The sequence below is a fragment of the Zunongwangia sp. genome, assembly GCF_048269745.1.
Lineage (GTDB): Bacteria > Bacteroidota > Bacteroidia > Flavobacteriales > Flavobacteriaceae > Zunongwangia.
On sequence record NZ_JBLXIB010000003.1, the window covers coordinates 258326 to 284948 of the forward strand.

The 26623-nt window shown below is 37.0% G+C and carries 13 protein-coding genes; all 13 read right to left on the bottom strand.

Annotated elements, in window-relative coordinates:
* Positions 1-31: 31 nt before the first annotated feature.
* The 13 genes from ACN0WI_RS05965 to ACN0WI_RS06025 all read right to left on the bottom strand — a co-directional run bounded on the left by ACN0WI_RS05965 (position 32) and on the right by ACN0WI_RS06025 (position 25975).
* Complete coding sequence (locus ACN0WI_RS05965; protein WP_417885735.1) at positions 32-2425, bottom strand: beta-L-arabinofuranosidase domain-containing protein; 2394 nt, start codon at positions 2423-2425, stop codon at positions 32-34.
* 180 nt (positions 2426-2605) lie between these two features.
* On the bottom strand, positions 2606-4540 hold the full coding sequence (locus tag ACN0WI_RS05970) for a glycoside hydrolase family 97 catalytic domain-containing protein (protein ID WP_417885736.1): 1935 nt from the start codon (positions 4538-4540) through the stop codon (positions 2606-2608).
* Between the two features lie 15 nt (positions 4541-4555).
* Positions 4556-5917: a glycoside hydrolase family 43 protein gene (locus ACN0WI_RS05975; RefSeq protein ID WP_417885737.1), complete on the bottom strand. Its 1362-nt coding sequence runs from the start codon at positions 5915-5917 to the stop codon at positions 4556-4558.
* A gap of 7 nt (positions 5918-5924) precedes the next feature.
* Positions 5925-7859, bottom strand: coding sequence for a glycoside hydrolase family 97 catalytic domain-containing protein (locus tag ACN0WI_RS05980; protein WP_417885738.1), 1935 nt, complete (start codon positions 7857-7859; stop codon positions 5925-5927).
* An 11-nt stretch (positions 7860-7870) separates the two neighbouring features.
* Positions 7871-9184 carry a glycoside hydrolase family 43 protein gene (locus ACN0WI_RS05985; protein WP_417885740.1) on the bottom strand — a complete coding sequence of 438 codons (1314 nt, stop codon included), beginning with the start codon at positions 9182-9184 and terminating at the stop codon, positions 7871-7873.
* A gap of 21 nt (positions 9185-9205) precedes the next feature.
* Positions 9206-10954, bottom strand: a complete 1749-nt coding sequence (locus tag ACN0WI_RS05990; protein ID WP_417885741.1) for a glycoside hydrolase family 43 protein — start codon at positions 10952-10954, stop codon at positions 9206-9208.
* A gap of 47 nt (positions 10955-11001) precedes the next feature.
* Entirely contained in the window at positions 11002-12168 is a 1167-nt protein-coding gene (locus ACN0WI_RS05995) for an alpha/beta hydrolase-fold protein (RefSeq protein ID WP_417885742.1), read from the bottom strand.
* Positions 12169-12173: 5 nt separating this feature from the next.
* Entirely contained in the window at positions 12174-13286 is a 1113-nt protein-coding gene (locus ACN0WI_RS06000) for an alpha/beta hydrolase-fold protein (RefSeq protein WP_417885743.1), read from the bottom strand.
* Between the two features lie 10 nt (positions 13287-13296).
* Positions 13297-15984, bottom strand: coding sequence for an alpha/beta hydrolase-fold protein (locus ACN0WI_RS06005; protein WP_417885744.1), 2688 nt, complete (start codon positions 15982-15984; stop codon positions 13297-13299).
* A gap of 1 nt (position 15985) precedes the next feature.
* Complete coding sequence (gene xyl3A, locus ACN0WI_RS06010; RefSeq protein WP_417885745.1) at positions 15986-18601, bottom strand: xylan 1,4-beta-xylosidase; 2616 nt, start codon at positions 18599-18601, stop codon at positions 15986-15988.
* Complete coding sequence (locus ACN0WI_RS06015; protein WP_417885746.1) at positions 18585-21053, bottom strand: glycosyl hydrolase family 95 catalytic domain-containing protein; 2469 nt, start codon at positions 21051-21053, stop codon at positions 18585-18587. Before ACN0WI_RS06015 ends, xyl3A begins: the two co-directional genes overlap by 17 nt.
* A gap of 417 nt (positions 21054-21470) precedes the next feature.
* Positions 21471-22937, bottom strand: coding sequence for a RagB/SusD family nutrient uptake outer membrane protein (locus tag ACN0WI_RS06020; protein WP_417885747.1), 1467 nt, complete (start codon positions 22935-22937; stop codon positions 21471-21473).
* 11 nt (positions 22938-22948) lie between these two features.
* Positions 22949-25975 (bottom strand): SusC/RagA family TonB-linked outer membrane protein, encoded by a 3027-nt coding sequence (locus tag ACN0WI_RS06025; protein WP_417885748.1) that lies wholly within the window; start codon positions 25973-25975, stop codon positions 22949-22951.
* Positions 25976-26623: the final 648 nt, after the last annotated feature.

A 26623-nucleotide genomic window follows, 5' to 3' on the forward strand; every position in this document is an offset into this window, starting at 1 on the left:
TACCTCAAAACCTTTATATCTCTATCTATTTTTATTGATTCCTGATTAATCTCACAAAATAGATTTCACTGGTTGCACTTCCTTCTTTAGATTGAAACTTTACTCTTATACTATTTTTACCTTCAAGCATCGAATCAGGAATTTCATAGCTCATTTCCTGAAACTGACTTATTCTAGTATGTTCTTTAGTATTTACTGAAGTAAGTTTCTCATCATCAATATAAATATCAAAACGCTTATCCCCCCATTCAAATCCAAAATATCTAAGCATCAGGCTAAGATCAGTTTCCTTATTGGTTTTCATTTTATAGCTGAAATGACCATCTCCATGAGCGCTTCTCCAAAATTCATCCCTGTTATTACCGGTTCTGGAGTTCTTCTTCTCCATAAAATGATCACTCTCCGGCTGTTGTTCACCTGTAGCTACATAATCTATGGTACGTTGTTCCAGCGCCAGTTTCTTAGCTTCGATATTTGCAAGAGAATCGCTATAGCTTCCGTATTCTTCTGGAGTCAGTGCCAGCCAGTACATAATATACCGGGAATCGTGGATCTTATAAAAAGGCTGTAAATCAGCATTGATGGGATTTTTCATTTTAGCATTAATTCTGAAATGAAGGGGCTCATTTTCTACGGATTCCAGATTTTCAGGAAGTTCTTCAATATGATCTGCAAGTAGAATAGGCGCTTCATTAATGGGTAAGCGTCTTCCGGAAGGATATTGTCCAAAACGACTATCATCTGCGATAAGCCCTTTTAGATCTTCAGTTCCCGATGGAGCTCCTAATAATATCGGCCCATGAAAAAATGCAACATATTGAGAAACATTCGGGAGCTTTTCCATGCGATTATGCATAGGAAGAGTCACTTCAACAATATCCCCTTTTTGCCAGTTTCTATCTATTTTAACGTAAGAAGAAGGCTTACCCATTATTTTAATTTCTTCAGAATTGATCTTGATTTTCATCTCTCCCTCTTTAACCCATCCCGGATAGCGAACAAATAAGGGAAATTCAGCGGCACCTTCAGTAATTTTAAGCTTTGTACCCTCTTCAGAAGGAAAATTGGTTTCCTGTCTTATTTTTACGCCCTGTTTTTCCCAGTTCAATTCTGAAGGAATAAATAAATTTACATATAAAGAATCTCCCTGATGGGTGTAGATAAACTGATTGTATTTTCCATGGTTTTCCATTCCGGTTCCCACACAACACCACATCGCCTCTTCAGGCGCAGAATAGATTCGATAATGGCGTGGCCGAGCTGGGGTAAAATAAACATAGCCTCCATGCTGCGGATGCTGGGTTGAAAGTATATGGTTGTATAATGTTATTTCGTAATAATCGGCATATTTCGCCTCAGGATTTACTCGAAAGAGGTCTTCGGTTAACTTCAGCATATTATATGAATTACAAGACTCGGGACCATCGTCTTCGTTTATGTAATCAATACTGGCCGATTTACTGGGAAAATGTTCTTTTCTGCTGTTGCCACCAAATGCTAGGCTACGGTTTCTAGTAACCGTTTCCCAAAAATAACTTCCGGCTTTAGCAAATTTTTCATCTCCATCCATCTCAGCAATACGCTCAAATCCTACAAATTTTGGTATTTGTGTATTCGCATGTTTGTTATCTAAGTTATCGATGCCCTTAGACAAAGGATTAAGTACCTGCTCATGAGAATACCTTTTAGCGGCTTCCAGATATTTCTTCTCCCCGGTTATTTGATAGGCATCGGCATAAACTTCAGGCATACCACCATGTTCCATGTTCAGCACAGATTGCATTTGCTCATGAGAAAGATCTTCAGTAAGTGTTATACCCCAGTCACAAAAATCAAGAAACATTTCTTTAGCTTCCTCACTATCCGCATAAAGCCAGGCATCTCTTAAACCAGCATACATTTTATGTAAATTGTAGAAAGGAGCCCAGGCAGAATTATACTTCTCAAAATTTCCTTTTTTAAAGGAAGACCATAATGCTGCACTATTAGGAAAACCACCTACATAGCCTACACCCCATTCCGGATGTTTTTTTGTATTAGCGAGTTGGCATTCCCGTAGTTCTTTCAGCATATAATTCATTCGCGCTAAAAATTCCTGATTATCGGTAGCTGCATAATTCATAGCAAGAGCTGAAAGATAATGACCGCCAATATGACCATCTAGTCCTTCCCAATTGGGATAAGAGGGTTTTCTTGGTTCCAGACCGGCTTCTTTTCGGTAAGGCGCAAGCAAACGGTCTACATCATATTCTAGTAAAACCGACATATTAAGATCACGGGCATTCTTGAATTTGCCATCGAGGAGAGTGACATTCTCCAGCGGAAATTCATTGGTGTATAGTTTTTCCTGTGCACTCACTTTTAAAAAACTGAAACCAAATACACCGAAAAGAATTACTGCCTTTATTTTTTTTATGACGATCATATTTAAATCTTTAATTATTCGCAATCCACCTCCCTAAGATCATTATCAAAGAGCAAAACAATTTTCAATATCCTTCATTTAAAATTCCTAAATCCAAAACTACCTAAGCGCAACCCCCTGAGCATTTAACTCTATTATCGAATAAACCCAGGGTCGTAAAATATAATTAGCCTTTTAATATCATTTTGTAAGTGATTTTATTGGTTCAAATACGGCTATAAATCCTCCTCTTCTCAAAAGTTTTACTTTTAATATATCCTCCGAAGTCACTTTTCCATCACTGATTTTAAATGCTTTGTCATGCTCCCCATCCTGAACCAGCTTTAGCTGATATTCAATTCCAGTTTTTAAAAATTCCAAAGCAATCGTCTTTTCGGTTTCCCGAAGCTCTGAACTAATGCCTGCCATATACCAGCTTTGTTCTTTACGCCTTGCCAGCGCTGCATTTTTTCCCGGATAACCATAGATAAATTTAGTGTCATCCCAAGCTGCAGGTAGTTTCTTCAAAATAACAATCACCTCTTCTGGAAGGGAATAATACCCCTCTGGCCTATCTGCTAAATGCTGTAATCCAGACTCGAACAATATCCCCAGAGCCAGCTCATGCCCATAAGAAGTAACATGCGGATATTGCGAATTGGTAAAAGTTACCGGAGTATAATCCATTGGTCCTACCACATTCCTAGTAAATGGTAAAATAGTATTATGCTGTGGGGCATTCATAGTAAACGTGGGAACATTATTGTACCATTCCGCACCACGAACAGCTTCATAAGTCATCAAATTTGGATACGTTCTGCTCCACCCCCTTGGTACCAGACTACCATGAAAATAAACCAATAAATTAAAATCGGCGGCATCTTCTACAATATCAAGATAGTAATTGATCATATTTTGCTTTTCACTTTCAAAAAAATCAACTTTTATTCCGGCGATGTCCAGTTCATTAAGTTTGGTAAATTCTTGTACGCGATTTTCATGCGTAAGCATTCGGTCTTTCGGTGTAGCGGGAACCCAAGTATGATCGCCACCCGAATTATACCAGATAAGTGGTTTAACTCCTAATTTATTGATATAAGCTGTGGCATCCTCCAGATTTCCCCCATTCCCCATAGCATCCCATTCCCAATCCAAAAGCGTATATTTCCACCCCATTTTTTCGGCCAAATCAGAAAATTTTTTTACGATTTGATAGTCTTTAGTCCCATGGTTACTAGACCAGTAATTCCAGGAAACCAAACCAGGTTCAATCCAGTCGGTATCTTTCAGTTTAACAGGATCAGACACATCGGTAACCAGCGTTGATTCAGTCACTCTAGCCAAATTACCGATTATTATAATGCGCCAAGGTGATTGCCATGGCGTACTGATATCTGGTTTCGATTTTCCTGTACCGCGACCATCACCTGGATTTGGAAATACCAGATTATAGGTGTTGATATCTTTTGTATTACTGAGTTTTGTACCCGCGTAAGTGCGATTAAGATTAGCTTCATGGATAAGATACCAGCCTATGGTATCACGATCATGAAAAAGCGCTGGATATCCCCATTCCCCCTGTAAACTATCTCCCTGCATTTGCTGATATAATCCCTCGTTAGCAGGATTCCATTTCTCCAACCAACGCGTTGCTTCTACAGGTATCGAATAGGCTGTAAACTCATTATCCATACTGAAATTCCCTTCTTTATCAGGAAATTCATAACGAAAAGCTACTCCATCATTATAAACTCTAAGTACGGTATTCATTTTTTTACCGCTATCATTGCGGAAATAAAATGTGACTTCTCTGGCAGCATTGCTTGTTGAGGATCTCTTGCCATGAACAAGATTATAGGTTTCAGCAATACTTTTTATCTCGCTGCTTTTCCGAAGTTTAAGATTGGAAGAGAAATTTCCATCGTTTCTTGCAAGCCCCAGTTCAATTTTAGGAATTAAGGCTTCTTCCGAAGAAGATTCATTATAAAAAACTTTAAAATACCAGTTTTCATCGGCCTCATCAGGTTGATGTAATTCTACCTTAATAAGTTCATTAGGTGAAGAAACCACTATCTCCTGCGCCGCAATCCGGTTAAAAAATATTAAAAAAACCAGTGTATAGAAAAGTTCTTTCATAACGATGAATTATACTTATTTTGAAAACATCCAGTAATCGAAAAACATAAGCTGTGTTGGAGCTTTACCCTTTACTACAAAAAACAAATCATGTACGCCGGTTAGTTCTTCTACTTCAGCAGTAACCAATTTCCAGCGATCATTCCCACCGGTTAAAGGAACATCTAAAGTGGCTAAAAGCTTACCATCTTTGGAATCTGTTCGAATTTCCATAGAAACATTGTTATTATGAACACTTCCAATTCTGGCGGTAACGGATTTTGGAGAGGTTTTTCCAAAATCTACTGCTTTTACCTGAATATAAGCCCCGTCTTTCATCGCGGTTACAAAGTTCCCCACCACATCATTTGATTGTGCTTTAAAACCTTCAGACCAGGCAATGGTTTCAGCTTCTGTTTTGCGATACGGATTTAGTTTTTTTAAAGACTCCTTTATTCCACTAGTCATATTCATCTGTTCTATGGTACCGTCACTATTAAATTTTAATTCCTGCACACAAACTGAACGTGTAAATCCGCTACCACCCGGCAAACCAGCATTATGATAAAAGAAATAAGTTTTGCCTTTATAATCTACAATCCCGGGATGATTTGTAAAACTACCGCCTTCCGTAGGCATCAATTCACCCTGATACTTCCAGGGACCAGTTATACTTTTACTGGTAGAATATCCAATATGTTCAGGTATCGGACCAGCTGCAAAAAACAGATAATAAATATCATTACGTTTATAAACCCAAGGACCTTCCTCATAGGTAGTAGGTCGGCGCTCGTTCTTTTCGCCTTTCCTTTTACCAAAAGCTTCAATAGTGTTTGGAATTTTTTGAATATCCCCTTTTGTAGAGATCATGTCTTCATTGAGCTTTACAAAATAACACTCAGGATTCCCCCAAAACATATAGGCTTGACCATCATCATCAATAAAAACCGCTGGGTCGATATCTGCATTACTTTCGGAAACCAAAGGCTTCCCTAAAGGATCAATAAATGGTCCATAAGGACTGTCGCTCACTGCCACTCCAATCCCATTTTGATTGCTACGGTCTGTTATAGGTACATAAATGTAAAATTTACCATCACGTTCTATGGCGGCCGGTGCCCAGGCATTCTTGAGGGCCCAATCAAAATCTGTGTATTCCAAAACTGCTCCGTGATCGGTCCAGTTTACCATATCATCAGTCGTGTACAATCGCCAGTCGTCCATAGTAAACCATGTTGAATTATCCTCATCGTGACTGGTATACAAATACAATTTATCATCGTGCACCATTGGTGCAGGATCTGCCGTATAAGAAGTTTGAATAATGGGATTTTGTGCATTCAGGAATGAAGTTCCCAAAACACTACACAGCATCAATACATTAAATGACCACCTCATAAATTGATTAATTTTTAATTACAAATCCGCCATTTGGCTGAATATTTACGGAAATCTTTCCGCTAGAAGGGATTTTAATTTCTTTGGAATAGGTTTCTTTTTTCTTATCGTCGGAAAACAGGGTCACTGTCTTTCCAGCAAGCATGGGAAGTTCCAGTTTTAGTTTTTTCACGCTTTTTTCAGCATTAACTCCGGCCACATACCAATTTTGATCATGCCTCCTTGCCAGAACCGAAAATTTTCCCGGATACCCATCAATAAATACCGTCTCATCCCAGGTAGTTGGCAACTCCCTTAGGAAATCAAGTTCAAATTCAGGAACATCTTCCAAATTATTTGGAGTTAATGCAAACATTTGTACAGGATTCTGAAATAAAACTCCAGTAGCCAGTTGGAAAGCATCAGTAGTTAACCGTTCCTGACCTTCCTTGTTGCCTTTATTGAGATATTTATTCAACAATATTCCGCCAAATTCCATACTAGCAACAGCATTTCGGCTAAAAGGATGCATGGAAGCATAAAAAGCCTCCTTATTTCTTGTATCTTGAGAAAAAATGAGCATTTCTGAAGCTAGAACAGCTTCACTTCCTACAAAATTAGGATACATTTTTTCCCATCCTCTTGGGAGTGTTGCTCCGTGAAAAATAACCATTAATCCATAATCATTAGCATCAGAAAGTATGTTTTCATAAAGCTTCATAGTTTCCTGTTTGTCACCTCCAAAAAAGTCTACTTTCAATCCTTTAACGCCAGCTTCTTTTAGCCATTTCATTTCTTTTTTTCGGGCTATAGAAGTATTCATTTTATTAAGCGGAGTCATAAATGCATCGTTAGCAACTCCGTTGGAATTATACCAGAGGAAAACATAAACTCCTTTAGACTCTGCATAATCGATAAGTTCTTCCATCTTCTCATAACCTATTCTTTCATCCCACCAGGCATCAATAAGAATATACTCAAAATCCATTGCAGCAGCAAGATCAATATATTTAACCTGATCTTCATAATTCATACTGTTATCTTGCCAAACGATCCAACTCCAGGTTCCTTTTCCGTATTTATAATCCTGAGAAGGCTCATAAAGCTGATCTACCACATCAAAAGGAATAGTAGTTTCCACAATAGGCTTAAGACTTTCCCCAAGCGTAATAGTTCTCCAAGGCGTATGTCCCGGTAGTCCAATTTGAGCACCAACACTACCAAAACCATTATTTTGTGCCGAATCTGGATATGCTACAGTATAAATTCCATCTTTAAAACTGCTTAAATGCGAAGCATTATAAAAGCTACCGACTCCAGTTTCTGAAAGTAAAACCCATCCGTTTTCTCCAATTTTAAAAAGGCTTGGAAAAACATACCCCGTTCCTGAAGTATTGCTTTCAAGCTGCGCATCTGCGGAATAACCACTCTCGTAGCTAGGTGCAGTTCTGGCAAAACCTCCCATAGGTTGCATCATAGGAGACAAAAATGAAGTACTTGCTGCGGGAAAATTATATCCAGTTAGCTCTTTTTCAACCACGCAAGCCCGAGTATCTCCCCATTTAGGCAATTCATACCTAAAGGCTATATCATTATCGCTTACCTGAAAAACAACAGATATTTCCTTTTCTTCAGCATTAGCAAAAGAAACTGTAAGCGTATTAGCCTTGTAAGAAACATGTGATTGCTTAATCTTCTTTATGTTATATTCTAAACTAGTAGTACCTTTTGAAAACTCTAGCAATTTAATCTTTGAAGTAAAATCCCCCTCATTAGTCACGAGTCCTAGCGGAGAATTTTCTAACATGTCTTTTTCATTATAAGTAACACTGTAAAAGGGTTTTCCGTTTTCGACCTTGACCGAAACTTCCAACTTGCCGTCTGGACTGCTAACAGATGCTTCTTCCTGAGCAATAATTGAAACCGTTAAAAGCATGCAGCATATCAGGCTGAATATTTTCATAATCTTGATTTTTATTTTTGAAATTCCCAGTAATCTAGATTGAATAGCTCGCCATCACCTCCTTTAAAAACAAAGTAGATATCGTGGACTCCCGGCACTTTTTCTACTTTAGAAGTATAAAATTTGTAGGCATTTCCTACTTCTTTTTCAATATTAGAGCTACCTATAAGTTGCCCTTCTGTTCCATCTAGTCGAATCTCAATAGTTCCTCCTGAAATTGGCTGAGCAAAAACCTTGAATTTAGTTGCTCCATTTTTAAAATCTGCACCCTGAACCATTATATAATCTCCATCTTCAATCGCGGTTACATATATCTTATCCTGAGTTTTGTTGGTTTTTACACCTTCGCTCCAGGCAATGGTTTCAGCTTCTGTTCTATGGAATGGATTTAGGCTTTCAATTTGTTCAGGACCTTTATCATTCCAGTAAGGGATAGTTTTTATGGTTCCATCCTCATTATAAACAAGCTGGTCTGCATCAACGGAACGTCTTTCATAAAAAGTCGAAGTTTTACTTTTTAAAATATCATAACTATGACCAAAAGCATACGACTTTCCTTTGTATTCAATTATTCCCGGATGATTTCCTCTGGTTTTCTCTGTTGCGTCCATGATCATTCCTTTATATTCCCAAGGACCTTCAGGCGAGTCGCTCATAGCATATCCTAAACCTTCAGGACAGCAGGTAGAAGCATAGCCTAGATAATAATGATTATCATGTTTCCATACCCAAGGACCTTCCTGATAGTTATCAGGTTTCGAATCAATTTTCACAACTTCTCCTTCAACTGAGGTCATATCTTCATTCAATTTCACATAATACACATCAGGATTTCCCCAATATAGATAAGCCTGCCCATCGTCATCGATAAAAGGAGAAGGATCTATATCATTCCAAATATGGTCTGTATCAATCAAGCGTTTGCCCAGTGGATCCTTAAATGGTCCATAGGGACTATCTGAAACCAAAACTCCGATACCACTTCCGTGCATTGGGCAATACAAATAAAATTTACCGTTTCTTTCAATACACTGCACGGCCCAGGCACCATTATCCTGAGGAGCCCAACTAAAATCCTTTAGAGAAGCCACCGCACCATGCTCTGTCCAGTTTACCATATCGGTAGATGTATACAGCAGCCAGTCCAGCATTTTAAAACCTTCCGCATCATCCTCATCATGTGAAGTGTAGAGGAATATAGTATCATTATATACCATTGGTGCTGGATCTGCAGTATACTTGGTTTGAATAATTGGTTTTTGAGCTGTAGCTGTAAAACCAATAATTATGGTTAATACAGCTACAGCTTTATTTAAATTTCTCAAAATATTAAATTTTTAATATGATTAATTAGGGATTGCATCATTAGACGAGGTTGCATATAGACCAACCATTGCACCAGTAAAACCTCCAGCTACATTTGTAGAGAGAATATCTCCTGAAACTTTACCACCAAGATTTTCATAATTTTCTCCATCAAGCGCATAGCTAAATTCATATTGATCTCCATGAGCCTGTACTTTAAGTGAAATAGGTTTTTCCAAATCAATTTTCTTACTCGCTACGATTTTAGATTTCCCATTTTCAGTTCTTTCCAAAAGCAAGTAATAGTCCTTATCTTTTCGGGTAATTCCAAAAGCATAATTAAAACGCTCATTCTGGTAACAGGTGATTCCCGCCATATCTTCAGAAGATTTAGGCTTGTATTTCATCTCAGTCATAAAGGTAAAATCCTTATGCATCTGGCGATAGAATAATGTAGAAGTTGGCGCTAGTTCATTAATATCAGTTTCAAAAGGCTTAATTTGGAGTCCATTTTTAGTCTTTTTCATAAAATCCTCTCTCGGGCCTCTAAGTCCAATCCATCGGTAATCCAAAGTATCTGCCTGAAAATCATCTGTAAAAGTAAAGTTTCCGTTAGGGAAAAATCCATCTTTACCAGTATTGTTTTCCACTCCTTCTGGCATTTTGAGTTTTGGCTCTATTGGCACCAGTCCGTTTTCAAAAACAGGGAATTTCCCAGACCAGTCAACAGGTAAAATAAAGGTTTCCCTTCCTGTTGTTACCTGCCCGGCCTCGTTTGGACGAATGGCTAGAAAAACACCATAATATTTATCATTAGGACCTTTTACCAAATCGGCATGCCCCGCCCAGTCTACCATATTTTCTCTGTCTTTAGGAAAATAACGCTGGGTTAAAATAGGATTGCTTGGTGCAGGCTCATAAGGACCTTTTGGATTGTCACTTACAAAAATCACCTCGCTATGCCAACCACCTGTACCACCTTCAGCACACATTAAATAATACAGTCCGTCTTTTTTATAAACATGCGGTGCTTCGATCCAGATAGGTTGATCCGCTAAATCTACTCCACCATTTACGATGACCTTATCGGTTCCTTCAATTATCTGATCCTTCTCCACATCGTATTCCCAGATTTTAATCACCCGGTGTCCCTGATAAAGTGCTTCTTCTGGCGCATCGTTATGCACCACATAGGCTTTTCCGTTATCATCAAAGAATATAGAAGGATCGATCCCATCAAACTTTAATTTATAAGGTTCACTCCAACCTTTCATAGGATCCTTAGTTTTTACGACAATATTCCCCAAACCACCAGCAAATGCAGTAGTAATCATGTAAAAAGTATCGTTATTTTCATTGTAAGTAATTCCCGGAGCATAAACTCCCTGACTTATTCCTGTATTGTGCACGTCTAGCTGAGAAGTTCTGTCTAACACATGTCCAATCTGTGTCCAATTTACCAAGTCTTTGGAATGGAAAATAGGCACACCTGGAAACATCGCAAAAGAGGAACAAACCATATAATAATCATCTCCTTTTCGGGTAATGGCAGGATCAGGATAGGTTCCCTGAAGTATCGGATTATAGAATTCTCCATCTTTTAGTGGGTATTTCTTATAAACCTCATCCTCGCCTTTGTATGTGGCGCTAAGAAAAACCGGTTCGTTAGTTGCTCTTTTGGGTTTGGGTTCATTATCATTTTTATTATTTGAAAATGAGAACAGCAGCAGAATCATTAAAAGAAACACTGGGCTATACTTGTAAATTGTAGGTTTAATTGGTCTTTTCATTCTCTAGGGTTCTTGTTTTAATTATATACTTTCTATTTAGTTTTCTCTTATTCAAATAATAATTGTGCATACTGATACAAGCATCTGCGCCAGGTAAGCCACTCATGTGCCGTTTTCGGTGACTCATAAAAAGTATAGCTGATACCTTTATTTTCGGCCATCTCCTTAAAATCACCAACGGTTTTCAAAAACACTTCAGGCTCTTTAGTTCCAAGTCCAAGCCAGAGTACTTTCAGCTTTTCATTTACCTTATCGGAATCTTCAAAAGCACCATTCAGAAATGTCTTGGTATCAATTTTTTCATTCCCGGGATAATTGGACGTTCCGCTAAATCCACCGTAATAAGAAAACAGGTTTAAATTGTTCATTATGATTCGCATAGTCTGATTGGCACCCATGGATAATCCGGCAATGGCGCGATATGCTCTACTAGCTTTTGTTCTGAATTTTTTATCAATATTGGGAATAACCTCCTCAATAAGCACTTCTTCAAAAGCAGATTTTGGACGTCCATCCTGAGCATTTTGCATTGCTTCCGGTTTGTAAGCATAGCCATTATCCATAACCACAATCATCTTTTTGGCTTTGCCTGAAGCTATAAGGTTGTCTAGAATCAGATTGGCATATCCCTGGGAAGCCCATCCAGTTTCATCTTCAAAACTCCCGTGCTGTAGATAAAGTACCGGGTAGTACTCTTCACAATTTTCGAAATATCCCGGTGGCAGATAAACAAAATTTCGGCGCCAATCCTGAGTGATTTCAGAAAAATAAATATTCTCTGTAATACTGCCATGCGGAACATCTTTCATCTCATAAAATTCCTGATCCTGAGCCGGAATTTCAATACCACTACCCCATCGTCCAGCACCATAATAATATTTTGAACCGGGATCTGGAACCGATGCTCCGTCTATATTTAGCTGGTAATAATGAAAGCCTTCATCCTGGGGAGCCGATTCTCCTATCCAAATTCCTCCATCATTCTTTTTGAGGTCATATTTCACTCCGCCAATATCAAGTTGTACATTACTAGCCTGTGGAGCTTCTATACGAACTCTTACACGACCTTCAGAATTTACCTTCGGAAATTCTTTTCCCTGCTGATTTACCAATGAGGACTGAAAATCTTCCTTTACCTTATCATCGGTTTGCGCTGAAAATGGCAAATAGAAACCAATAATAAAAACAATTATTAGAAGCTGAATTCGGTTCATATCTTTTAATTGAATAATAAAGGAGCTAGTTTATGCAGACTGCGTCGCCAGGTTTGAAATTCATGCGCAGTACCTTCAGAAATATAGCTAACCGCATTAAAACCGGCAACTTTAAGATCTTCTACAGATTTTTTAACTGCCTCAGGACGTTCTTTACTTCCGCAGCTTATAAAAACAAGTTTTACATCTTTATGATTTTGTAAATCTTCAGGAGTATACGTTCCCCCACTTAAAAGGGCATAACGAGAAAATACATCAGGTTCGTTCAAAGTAATCATTTTGGTTTCCATACCGCCCATTGAAAGACCTGCCATTGCGCGATGTTCTTCATCAGCTATGGTTCTAAAATTTTCATCTACATAAGGAATAAGTTCATCAACCAGAACAGTCTGAAAATGTTTAATATCGAAGTCTTTTAAGCCGCCCCATTTAATTTCATTGGTCATTCCGTACGTCATTACGATTAGGAAAGGTTCTGTTTTCCCTTCAGCAATAAGATTGTCCATTATAAGATTGGCATGCCCCTGATTACTCCACGCCGTCTCATCTTCACCCCAACCATGTTGTAGGTATAAAACAGGGTAGTTCTTATCTTTATTTTCATAATATCCCGGAGGAGTATATACAAAAGCACGACGGGAAGTTTTTGTACTTGGCGAAGGAAAAATAATTTGCTGAACATTTCCGTGAGGAACGTTTTTTAAAGCGTAAAATTCCTGGTCGTGTGCCGGAATTTCGATACCACTTTCCCAACGAACCGAGCCGTAGTAATTCTTTGCTCCCGGATCGTTAAAAGTCCCCCCATCTACATCTACGTGATAATAATGGAAACCTTCATCCATAGGTCCCGCAGTAGTTCCCATCCAAACTCCCTCTTCATTTTTTTCAAGTTTGGTACCTCCTTGTCCACCTAATCCCAGGCTAACCCGAACACTATCGGCTGCGGGAGCTACAATTCTGAAACGGGCATAACCCTGTGAATTTACCTGAGGATATTCTTGCCCCGGCTGATTTTTGGAAGAAGGCTTAAAATCTTCTTTGATTTCCTGCTGCTGATTCTGAGAAAACCCGGAATAACAAAGCAGCGTGATTAGAAAAACTAAAATTTGATGTTTCATAATTTGTTTATTAGTTGCTGAATAATAAAGGAGCAAACGTATATAAATCGTGTCTCCATACTGGCCAGGCATGCCCGCCAGGATATTCGCTATAGGTAAAATCTATATTCATTTCATCGAATTTTGACATCATTCTTTTTCCATTATCATAAGCAATGTCTTCTTTCCCTCCCTGAGAAATATAGAAGTGATCGAGATTCTGATTAATTTTATCTTTATTCTCTTTCATAAATTCATATTGTGCCTCTGCAATCTTATTATCTTTTCCAATCCACCCCGAACTGAAAACCCCAAGAGAGGAAAAATGATCGGTGTTAGGAATACCCGCGTAAAGTGTCTGTATACCACCCATTGACAAACCGGCAAGTGCTCTGCTTGCTGAATCGTTGGCAGCACGATATTTGTTTTGAACATAAGGAATCACCCCTTTAAGCAATTCATTTTCAAACATTTTTAATCCGTTCTCATCAAATGCAGCAACTGGCATGTTCCCATCTGGCATTATAATCAGCATAGGTTTTGCTTTACCTTCCGCAATTAGATTATCGAGGATAAGATTTGCTTTTCCCTGTTGAGCCCATCCACGTTCATCCTCTCCACCACCATGATATAAATAAAGAGCAGGATATTCTTTATCCGTATTTTCTTCATATCCCGGTGGGGTATAAACATAAAATGTTCTCCAGTTATTTAACACCGGAGAGAAATACTGTTCCTTTCTTATATCTCCATGAGGAACATCTTTTAGAGCATAATAATCATCGTTCTTAAAAGGAACTTCAATACCGCTAGCCATTCTTCCCATTCCATAAAAAGTTTCGCTATTGGGATCGGCCACAGGAACATCATCTATAAGAATTGAATAATAATGAAAGCCTTCACTAAGTGAATCTGTAATAACTTCCCAGATTCCGTCTTTATTCTTATCCATATCATACTTACGTCCCAAATCTACTTTTACGTATCTTGCTTCAGGAGCATTAAACTGGAAAACTGCCCGGCCATTAGGTAAAATCTGAGGATATTGAGCGTTGCCTATATTGGTTGAAGCGGGTTTTCCTAACAGACTGTAATCGTTAAATTTTGATTTATCTACCGGCTTAAATATCATTTTAGCAAACATATAAAGTCCGTTTTTCCAAACTTTAAAATCATGTACTCCAGGTTCTATATAATAAATATGAGGGACATCGTTTTTCACTAGATACTCATGAGTTCGCTCGCTGAATGGCAATAAGTTATCGGCATCTCCACAGGAAATCCATAACAGATTTAATTTCTCTCGGGCTTTTTCGGGATCTGGAACCAGTTCCTTTGGTGTTTTAGTATTTGGTGCCGATGAAAAAGCTCCTACCCATGCAAAAATATCCAGATTGCCGAGCCCAAAATTTAAAGTTTGTCCTCCACCCATGGAAAGACCAGCTATTGCACGGTTTTCGCGATTTTTCTTAACAGGGAAATTCTTTTCTATATAAGGAATTAGATCTTTTAGAAGATCCTTTTCAAAATTGGCAAATGCTGCTACTTTAGTACTATCAAAAATATTTCCTACAGGACGATCATCTTTCATAGCCCTTCCATTAGGCATCACGACTATCATAGGTTCAGCTTTTCCGTCAGCATATAAATTATCTAGAATAACCTGTGGATTTCCGCCACGTAGCCATTCCTTTTTATCGCCTCCGATCCCATGTAAAAGATAAAGCACAGGATATTTCTTATTTTTCGAATAATTTGGTGGCAAATAAATCAGCGCTTCTCGATTTGTTCCTACCGTTTTCGATTTATAACTGATGCTGTCAATGCTTCCATGAGCGATATTTTCTCTTTTCTGATCAAAACCTTTAGGAGCTTCTCTTTCTAGCCTTTCAAATTCTTGTGCATCAAGCATCTTTTCAGCATAACGTCTACCTAACTTTCGATAACCCTCAGCCGTAAAATGTAGATGGTCGTTTACGGCAGTGCAGCCTTCAGAAGAAACCACATAAGCGTTAGGTAGAACTTCTGGAAGCTTAGCAATGATAGTATTCATGCTGGCACAAGAACCTCCCTCTTCCTTACTAACCATCTCACCGGCCAGTAAAGGAGTTTTTTTAGGATTAAGCTTCAAATCTTTAATAAGATTGTTATACACATCCTTCACTTTCGAAGGCCATTCTTCATCCCCTGTATTTGATTCACCCTGATGGAGTAGGATTCCCTTAATTACACCGCTCTTTTGAGCAATTTTTCCCATTTCAACAAGTCTCTTGTAAGGATTTCCATCGTATTCCTTAACCATATTCTTTAGCCAGCCCGGCGCCGAATCTACATATGACTGGTAATTTTCCTTATCAAAAAGCTCGATTTTACAACCGCCAACAGCAACATTTATCACTCCAACTTTAATACTATCTGGCAGATTTTCTACCATCTCCCTACCAAAATAATCTGTGGGAGTCAACCCAGTATTACACCTGCACAGCGGTGGTTTGGCGGTATACCACTCCCCTTTTTCACGATCTAGATCTGGGCAGTCTACTGCTGATAAAACCTTGAAACGTTCACTAATAGCTACCGTATCCTGAGGTTCAATTTTTGCATGTCCTTCCATATTAGACTGGCCAAAAGCCAGGTAAATATGAAAATTAGGATCCTGTGCTCTGGCGCTGAATGCCAAAAACAGTATAGAAAAAATTAAAAGTATTCTGGTTTTCATATTAATGGATTTTTAATTCCGTTTTTTTTAGTTGGTTAGGATCTGAAGAATTTCCATAGAAAATCTCATAGTTGCCCGGCATTACTTTCATGGCTCTTGCTTTCTTATCATAAAATTCAAAAGAATTTGAAGCCAGATTAATCGTTACATTTTTCGTTTCATTTGGCTTAAGATTTACCCTCTTAAATCCTTTTAAAGTTTTAATAGGTCCTTCTTCAAGTCCTTTTTTATGAACATATACCTGCACAATTTCTACACCTTCTTTTTCTCCTTCATTACTAACGGGAATGGTAATACTAACCGATGCAGAAGCATTAATTTCATTTTTTTCTAGCTCAGCTTTACCAATTTTGAAACTGGTATAACTAAGGCCATGTCCAAATGGGAAAAGCGGTTTTTCTTTCATAAACCTGTAGGTTCGGCCATCCATGGAATAATCTTCAAAGTCCGGAAGTTGGGTAGTGTCTTTATAGAATGTTATTGGTAATTTCCCAGAAGGATTATAATCGCCAAATAATACATCGGCTACCGCCTGCCCACCAGATTCTCCTCCGTACCATGCCTGTAAAATAGCATCACAGGACGTTGTTTCTGGTACCAGACCAATCGCTGAACCTGAATTATTTACGAAAATGACCTTTTTGCCAGCATCTTTTAATGCCTTTAAGCAGTTTCTTTGTACTGAAGGAAGGGCTATATCTGTACGGTCACCTCCTTTAAATCCGGGATAAGAAACAGGCATTTCTTCTCCTTCCAATTTTGTAGAAAGACCACCAACAAAAATTACGGTTTCTATCCCCTCTAGTTTTTTAAGAAGATTCTTATAGTTTACAGGAATTTCTTTTCCAAAATTAAATTCTAAATTCGCCTGCCAGTTATTAAGCTGGGCATAATGAATTTCGATTTTATACTTTTTGCCTTTTTCAACCTTATATGGAATTTTAGAAGGTAATGTGCGCCAGTTATTATAGCTACGTAGTGATTCGCCATTTACAAAAAGTTCGAAATGGCCTGTAGCTCCGAAGTTAAAAGTAATTTCCTGATCTTTTTCAGGAACATATTCAGTTTCAAATTTCCCAGAAAAGCCTTCAAGTTTTACTCCAGAAGCAAATTCGTGCTGCCCCGCAGTAGTAAGCTTTATGGGATTTACAATTTGTTGGGTAGCTACTACTTCTCCGCTATAATCTGGAGTATTCCAATAGGTCGCCTTAAATCCAGGTTTGCCATCAGCGGAAATTTTAGAGAAATAACTTTGTGTCACCTTATCTTCAACCAGATCACAGGCTTTATCATATACAATACTATTTTCACCAATTTTAGAAGCAATTCCATCAAGAATGCTTATTGTTCTCACTGGAGTACCGTTATAATTTCCCCAAAGCATCGGTTCATCATCTGCGTTTGGCCCTATAACCGCAATTTTATCCTTGCCTTTACTAAGTGGAAGAACATTACTCTTATTCTGAAGTAATGTCATTGACTCCCGGGCCATTTTTAAAGCCAACTGCCGATGTTCTTCATTATTAATCACCGATGCAGGAATCTGAGCATAAGGAACAATCTCATCGGGATCCATTTCACCAAGTTCAAAACGGCCAATCAAGACTCTCTTTACACTCCTATCGATGTCTTCTTCTTTTACCAGACCTTTCTCTACGGCTTCTGGCAATAATTTATAATTATGATTATCCCACTGGCACTCTACATCTGTACCAGCTAAAACAGCTTTTGCTGCAGCATGCACAGCATCTGATGATACATTATGCGAGGTATAAAAATCCTGTATTGCACCGCAATCTGAAACCACAAGGTGTTCAAAACCCCATTTTTCTCTTAAGATCTGCTGAAGCAACCGGTCACTACCACAACAAGGTTCATCATCCAAACGCTGATAAGCACACATTACCTGTCGCACATTGGCATCCTGCACCAATACTTTAAAAGCCGGAAGGTAAGTTTCCCAAAGATCTCTTTGTGATATATTATTTAAATTGAGTTCGTGACGGCTCCATTCTGGGCCAGAATGAACTGCGTAATGTTTGGCACAAGCCAGTAATTTCTTGTATTTCGCATCTTCAGGCCCCTGAAGTCCTTTCACTACCTGTACTCCCATTCTAGAAGTAAGATATGGATCTTCTCCATAAGTTTCCTGTCCACGTCCCCATCGCGGATCTCTAAAAATATTGATATTAGGTGTCCATACAGAGAGACTTAAAAAACGCTTATTCTCTTCTCCATTGCGTAATGCCTCATGATATTTAGCACGTACTTCATCTGAAGTAGCATCAAAAATCTTGTACACCAAATCATCATCAAAAGATGCTGCCATACCTACCGGCTCCGGAAAGACAGTTACATCATCATTATTCGCAAAACCGTGTAAAGCTTCACTCCACCAGTTAAATTTTTTAATTCCTAATCGTGGAATTGCTTCAGAAACATCAAACATTAGAGAGGCTTTCTCTTCTAATGTTAGCCTGTTCACTAAATCTTCAGCACGTTCTTCAGGGCTTAAATTAGGATTTTGATATGGCTTTTGCTGTGCAATACCCAGCAATCCAAAAAACGTAAAAACTATAAAAACAAGGCTGTTTTTTAGGCTAATATTGTTCATCATTCGCTAGTTTTATGATATATTCTTTTCCTGCTTTTGTTGCCAGATCGTATTCATATACAGGTTTTAATTCAGGTGCTTTTATATTTGCTTCTGAAGAGATTACCGGCTCTTTAGTATGAGGAAGTTTAAAAAGTGGATTTGGATTCACACCGGAAGCCTTTTGCAATCCATCGCCTGAAAGCGGATAATATGATCGCAATCTACAGTTTCCTCCAATTGCTGAGGCAATATTAATCGTAATTGGTTTATTCTTGTCCCAAGTGATATCTACTTCAAAATCCCCTCTGGTTTTTAAGCCTTTTACTTCTCCCTTATTCCATGTAGAAGGAAGTGCAGGCAAAATATGAATCGCGCCATCCTGACTTTGCAACAGCATTTCAGCAATTCCTGCGGTACAACCAAAATTTCCATCGATCTGAAACGGCGGATGAGCATCAAAAAGGTTAGGATAAGTACCTCCTTTTTCACCGTGTCCCGCTTGTCTACTTGGCGTTAACTGATCATGGATAAGTGCTAGCGCATGGTCTCCGTCTAAAAGTCGCGCCCATAAATTCACCTTCCAGCCCATTGACCATCCGGTAGATTCATCACCACGAGCCAACAAAGAATTTTTAGCGGCAGCAAATAATTTTGGAGTGCGATAAGGAGATATAAGATTAGAAGGAAAAAGTCCGTATAAATGAGAAACGTGCCGATGTTTGTCATCTTGGCGATCCCAATCTTTCATCCATTCCTGCAATTGTCCCCAACTACCAATTTGCATTGGTGCTAGTTTAGGAATAATATTTTTTAGAGTATCTGCAAGACTAGTGTCTTTTTGTAAAATTGAAGAGGCCTCTATTATATTTGAAAAAACATCGTTCACAATCTGGTTTCCCATAGTAGTACCTGCTGCCAGACTTGAACCGCCAGGGTGTCCATTTTCAGGAGAATTAGAAGGATTTACTACCATCCATTTATTATTAGGTTCCTGCTGAAGAATATCCTTGTAAAATAGCGCAGCACCTTTTAGTATTGGGTATACTTCTTTTAAAAATTCCGTGTCGCCAGTAAATAAATAATGCTGCCATAGATGCTGACTAAGCCATCCACCTCCATGTGGCCAAAGACCAAAAAAAGGGCCATCCACCACTCCGGTAATTCTCCATATATCCGTATTATGATGCATATTCCAACCTCGAGCATGATAGGTTTTTTGTGCTGATTCTTTCCCTGTTTCAGAAATATCTTTAATTAAACCGAAAAGGGGTTTATGCATTTCGGAAAGATTAGTTACCTCGGCAGGCCAGTAATTCATTTCCGTATTTATATTTACAGTGTATTTACTATCCCAAGGTGCATTTATTTCTTTATTCCAAATTCCCTGAAGGTTGGCAGGTTGCGTTCCCGGCATAGAACTGGAAATTAAAAGATAGCGGCCAAATTGAAAGTATAGTGCTATAAGCTGGGGATCATTAGTTTCATTGAATTCCTCCAAACGAATATTGGTGGGCTTCTTTATAGCTTCAGAAGTTCCTAAATCCAATTGAACCTTATTAAAATATTTCTGATACTCTGCAATATGAGTTTCTAAAGACTTATCAAATCCTTTTTTATAAGCCGATTTCAACAATCCAATAGCCTTATTTTCTTCATTTTCAGAAAGATCTTTATAATTTTTAAAATTGGTGGCTATAGAAATGTAAATTACGACACGGTTGGCTTTACTTATTTTTAAACTGCTATCTGTAGCTACAATCTTTCCTCCTTCGATTTTCGGCTTTGCAATTGCAAGAAATTTCACTTTCCCTTTTTTACTTTCTTGATCTGATGAAGTACCTGAAAGCCACACGGCTTCATTATTAATCGTAATAGCATGTTTTTTTTGTGGACTTTTTAAGCCCATTTCAAAAGAGATACTTCCAGGTTCACTTGCAGTAAGCTCTACCATAATTACATCATCTGTAAAAGAAGAAATGATACGGCGTTTATATTCAACACCTCCTATTTTATAAGTAACTGTACTAAGAGCTTTACTAATATCTAATTCTCGATGATATTCTCTAAAATGATCAGAATTAGGAAAATTCAGAATTAAATCACCTACCGTCTGGTAGCTCATTCCGTTATTGTTATCTTTTTGTGAGAGATATTTATCTGCTAGTTGTTGGGCTTTTTGATATTCTTCTTTAAAAATAGCTTGCCTTATCTCCTGCAAATGATCTTCACTTAGAGCAACAACATTATTTCCGGGTTCACCAGCCCAAACAGTCTCTTCATTTAATTGAATGGTTTCAGTTGCTATTCTGCCATAAATCATTGCTCCTAGACGACCATTTCCGATTGGCAAAGCTTCTTCCCAAACTTCGGCAGGTTCATTATACCTTAAAGTCATTAAAGTGTCTTGAAAGCAATAGCTTTTTCCTGTTCCCAGGACAATTAAAGTAATTAAAAAGTGATAAAATCTATTCATTTTTTTTATTAAGCCTAGACTCTTCAATAATAGTATTGAATTAAAATTGGTGTATTAAAAAAATCGTTTTTTATACATTGGCTTTATCCTAAAAACTAAAAATCCATAATTTGATTTTATTTTTTAGTTTTTAATCTATTACACGCAGAAATGTATGGCAACATTCTTTAAAAATTAATAAAGCAATTTACTCGAATATATAGTAGGTAGCTTTCTTTATATGTAACAAAAACTTTCAAATAGGTTACATTGCTAAAATCTGTTCAGTAAATTGTCTTACTACTAAATAATTGACTTGTCATTTCCAATAGAAGTATCTATTTAGAAATTGAAATAAGCAGCTTCTCAACCTTAACTTGTAAGAAGCTGCCTATTTATGGTTTATATCTCGAATATTAAATCAAGTTCTATTTTTCATTAATATCCAGGGTTTTGATCCCCACTATTTATATTTTCATTTGTATTTAATTCTACTACGGGAATAGGAAAAAGATTATGTATACCTTCCTGATAGCCATATTTGCCTAATTCTTGTTCTGCAAGCCCCCATCTTACCAAATCAGGAAAACGAACTTGTTCTCCAGCCAATTCTACTCTTCGCTCATGGACTATAGCTTTAAACACTTCATCCTTACTAAGTCCATTTTCTAATAATGGCATATCAACACGAGCTCGTACCTCATTAATATATCCAATTGCTTTATTCTGATTTCCTAACTCATTACTAGCTTCTGCCATCATCAATAGTACATCAGCATATCGAATTACATTCATATTGATACCAGATTGTGTATTCTCATTTTTTCTTTGATAATAATTCTGATATTTTCTCCAGGCTGCAGGTCTATCTAGTGGGATTTCCTCAATAAGACCACCGGCATAAGTATCTCCCACAGTATAGAAGCTTTCATCAAAACGCGGATCATTTTCTTCAAATTCGGCTCTCAATTCATCTGATGGATATGCATTAAACCAATCAAACAAACCATAAGACTGACCTCTCAAACTAGATTCATTACCTCCTTGTGCATTTACTGTAGAATTCCAAAAAGCATCGTTTTGCATAGACTCGTCATATTCCACCGCAAAAATAGATTCAGAGTTATGTTCTGTTTCTTCTTTAAAATTATCAAAATAATTTTCAGTCAATGCATATTTTCCATAAACATTATCAAAAGCCTTCATAGCCTCTGCATAATTCTCTTGATACAAATAAACCTTCCCTAGAAGCGCATAAGCTGCACCACTAGTAGCTCTTCCTTTTTCTTTTTCTTCTACAGGTAATAAACTCTGAGAAGCGTCTTTTAAATCAGTTATAATCTGTGCATAGACTTCTTCAGAATCAGTTCTCGGAAGCCCTTGACCATCTTCTGGAACAGTAGTAATTAATGGCACATCTCCAAACCTTGTTACTAGATTGAAATAATATAACGCACGAAGAAATTTTGCTTCGCCTATATATTTATCTTTCTTTTCCTGACTTAAAATGGAATTTGGAATTTCATTAATTTTATCAGCATTACCTATTACAAAATTAGCCTTATTGACTCCTCTAAATTCGCTGTCCCAGAATTCTTCAATCAATTCTGAAGCAGCATCAAAAGAAAAATTCAGGAATATAACTTTATTAGCTTCTTGCTGTATGTTAGCAGTATTATCATGTCCCATATTATCCATCATATAGTAATAATTTCTACTATATGAACCTATTGTCTGCAACCCGGCATATACTGCATTCACCGATGACACCACCTGTTCTTCTTTCTTAAAAAATGTTTCCGGAGAGAGTCTAGTCTGATCAGTCTGCTCTAATTGGTCTGTATCACAAGAGATCCAAAACAAAACAGAAATAAAAATTGCTGTAATTTTATATATTTTCGTCATAACTTTAATTTTTAAAATGCAACTTGAAGGCCAATTTGAACAGATTTTGGTTGAGGATAATTTCCTCTGTCTATACCAACCTCTTCATTACCTCTTGCTGCCCCATTATTCAGTGAAATTTGCCCAATTTCTGGATCAAGTCCGGAATAATCTGTTAAGGTTAATAAATTTTGTCCACTTAAATACACTCTGAATTTTGAGAACGTATCATTAAAAAATTCTGAAGGAAAGGAATATCCTATTACTAAATTTCTTAATCTAGTGTACGAACCGTCTTCAACATATCTATCGGAAGCAGAGGTATTTGTATTTGCTCCTAATGCTCTAGGTATGGAATTGGAAGTTCCTGGTCCAGTCCATCTGTTTAACACCTTAGTACCAGCATTAAAAGGCCTTCTCATTCCTTCTAGATCAAAAATGTTAGTATTATACACATCATTACCTACAGAACCATTTACAAATAAATTCAAATCAAAGTTTTTATAATTGGCGCTAAAATTAAAACCAAATGTAAAATCCGGATAAGGATTTCCTATTTTCATTTTATCATCTTGGTTTATTTGACCGTCCTTATTTAGATCAACATAACGTATATCTCCAGGTTGGATATCACCTGGATTTGTTAATACCTCATCTACTTCCTCTTGTGTTTGATATATTCCGTTGGTTTTGTATCCATAAAAATAAAATAGTGGCTCTCCTACTGATATTCTTGAGACATTTTGTCCTTCAACATTTGCTTTTTCTATTGGAGAGTCACCAACGGATATCACTTCATTTTTACTAGCTCCAATATTAAAATTAGCAGACCATGTAAAATCGCCTTCATAATCACTATACCCTAAATTGGCCTCTACACCATGAGTTTTCATAGATCCAATATTATCAGTAATGACCGGATCATTATAACCTAAAGAGTAAGGTAATGGGCGATCAATTAGTAAATCATCACTTTTATTATTATAATATTCTAAAGAAAGTGTAAATTGATTATTATTAATTCCAACATCCAAACCTATATTTCTCATCTCGGTTTCTTCCCATTTCAAATCTGCATTACCCAAACCATTCGAAGTAGTTCCCTGAACCGGTTCACCCCCTATCGGATAAATAAAATTGACTAATAAATTAGAACTATATCTATAATCCCCAATATTGTCATTTCCAGTAGTCCCCCAGCTCCCTCGAAGTTTTAAGTTATTGAATATAGAGCCTTCCATAAAACTTTCTTTTCCTAGGTTCCATCCTCCAGATACAGAACTAAACCACCCCCATCTATTATTTTTTCCGAATCTAGAAGATCCATCCCTTCTTAAGGAGAATGCTAGCAAATATTTTTTATCATAATTATAATTTAATCGACCTAAATAACCGATGCGTACGTATTCTGAAGAACTTGAACCAAGACCAGCTTCTTTTGTGGATAATTGGTCTAAATTATCGGAAATATAATTTCTACTACTCGCATTAATAGACTCATTTTTTATCGTTTGTTGCTCTGATAATAAAAGAAATTCAATATTATGATTTTCCAAAAAAGTGTCCTTATATGTCAAACTATTGGTATAAGTTAATGATTGATATATCCCTGTATTTTTAGTTATCTGTGCATATGGACTAACATTTGTGGCATTTTTATCATCATCACTATATGAGGGAATGAAACTCGTATTCTTAAAGTTACTATAATCTAACCCCACCTGAGATTTAAAGGTAATTTTATCAAAAAATTTATATTCTGCGAAAAGACTTCCTATTATATTTACAGATCTGTTAGCGACACTTCCTATAGTTTGAACCCTTACCGGATTTTCTGCATCCTGTCCATCAAGAGAACTATTAGGCCCTTGAAAACCTCCTACATTCTCTGGATTATAGACAGATAAATAGGGAGCCATTTTAATAGCATGCTCTATAATGGATCGCCCTCCACTATCTCGTTCTGGGTTCTGTTCATCAAAAGAAACACCCATTGTTTCTCCTATTGTTAAATTACCAAAAGTAAAATTACTGTTAGCTCTAAAATTGAATCTTTCATATCCTGTTTCAATAATAGCTCCTTCCTGATCTAGATAACCTCCAGAAAACCGATAGTTACTATTCTCGTTCCCTCCAGAAAGCGCTAAATTATAGCTCTGCATAAGTCCGGCTCTAAAAATTTCATCTTGCCAGTCTGTATCATTATTGATAAAATCTGCGTATTGAGGATCTGAAACTCTAGCAGGTGTAGCACCTATTTCTCCCAAATATTGAATATATTGTTGCGTGTTTAATACGTCGTAACGAGAAGTTACAAAATTAACCCCCGAATATGCATCAAAGCTTAGTTTTGCTTTTTGAGTTCCTTTACCTTTTTTGGTAGTAATCAACACCACACCATTAGAACCTTTGGAACCATATACCGCTGTTGTAGCAGCATCCTTTAAAACCTGAATATTTTCAATATCATTAGGATTTAAATCTCCCATACCTGAAGAAATAATACCATCAATAACATATAAAGGGTTATTATTATTAGGCGTTCCCAAGCCTCTAATAAGAATTGAAGGAGAATTACCTGGCGCGCCACTATTTACAACGGTTACTCCTGGGGCTCTCCCCTGTAAAGCCTGATCTGCAGTTGCTACAGGAACACTAGCGATCTCATCCGAATCAATTGATGAAATAGCACCTGTTACTTCAGAACGACTTTGAGTACCATAACCTACGACAATCACGTCATCTAACGATTGCGTATCAGGCTCCATAGTAACATTAATTTCTGTTCTAGAATTCAAAGCTATCTCTTGTGTCTTAAAACTGAGATAACTAAACACCAAAATAGATTCACTAGGTACGTTTTCTAGCACATAGCGACCATCAAAATCGGTAGTAACACCAATTGATGTCCCCTTAACAATAACATTTACACCAGGTAACGGACCGGTATTATCCTTTACGATTCCTGACACAGTTATTTCTTCCTGTTGTGCAGAACACACACCCCAAGAAAAAAGTAATAGAACCAGAAAATTAAATTTGAATAAAAATTTTCCCATAATAAAAATTTTAAATTATTTGAATTCACGAAATCGATAGAGATTTTTTATAAAAAAATCTGATAATAGTAAACTGGACTACAAGTTTAATTCTTATTAATGATTTTATCAAGATAAATACCTATTTTTTTTACATTTCTTATTTTATCAACACCTTTTACAATAATTAGATAAAAAAGCAGTTTGCTACGAATCAATTCTAGAATTAATACGTTATATCTGACTGAAAGTTAAAGTGATACTTTTACTAGCCATAATTTTAGTAATTATGGGAAGTAACTCCAACCTGTTATATTTAGAATTGAAATAAAAATCAATAGCATTAAATTATAAAAAAGGCAGTATATTTAACTCAAATTTGTAGAAATTTGAATGTTTTTCTTACTTAACTTCCCTTGATCTTAAAGGCTAAATTAAATAGTCATTTTAAAGAAACAACTAAAACCATCCCAAAAAAAATATCTTAAAAAAGAATATGGATTTATAGCCACAATAATCAACACTTATACTTGATTGAGAAGATATCCCAGATATTTAAAATAAAAATGAATAATTTTATTGACAACATACATCTGTTCCATCAGAATGTATACTTAAACTTAGTTTATTCATAGATTAAAAAAATAAGTTGAGTAATCGATATGATGA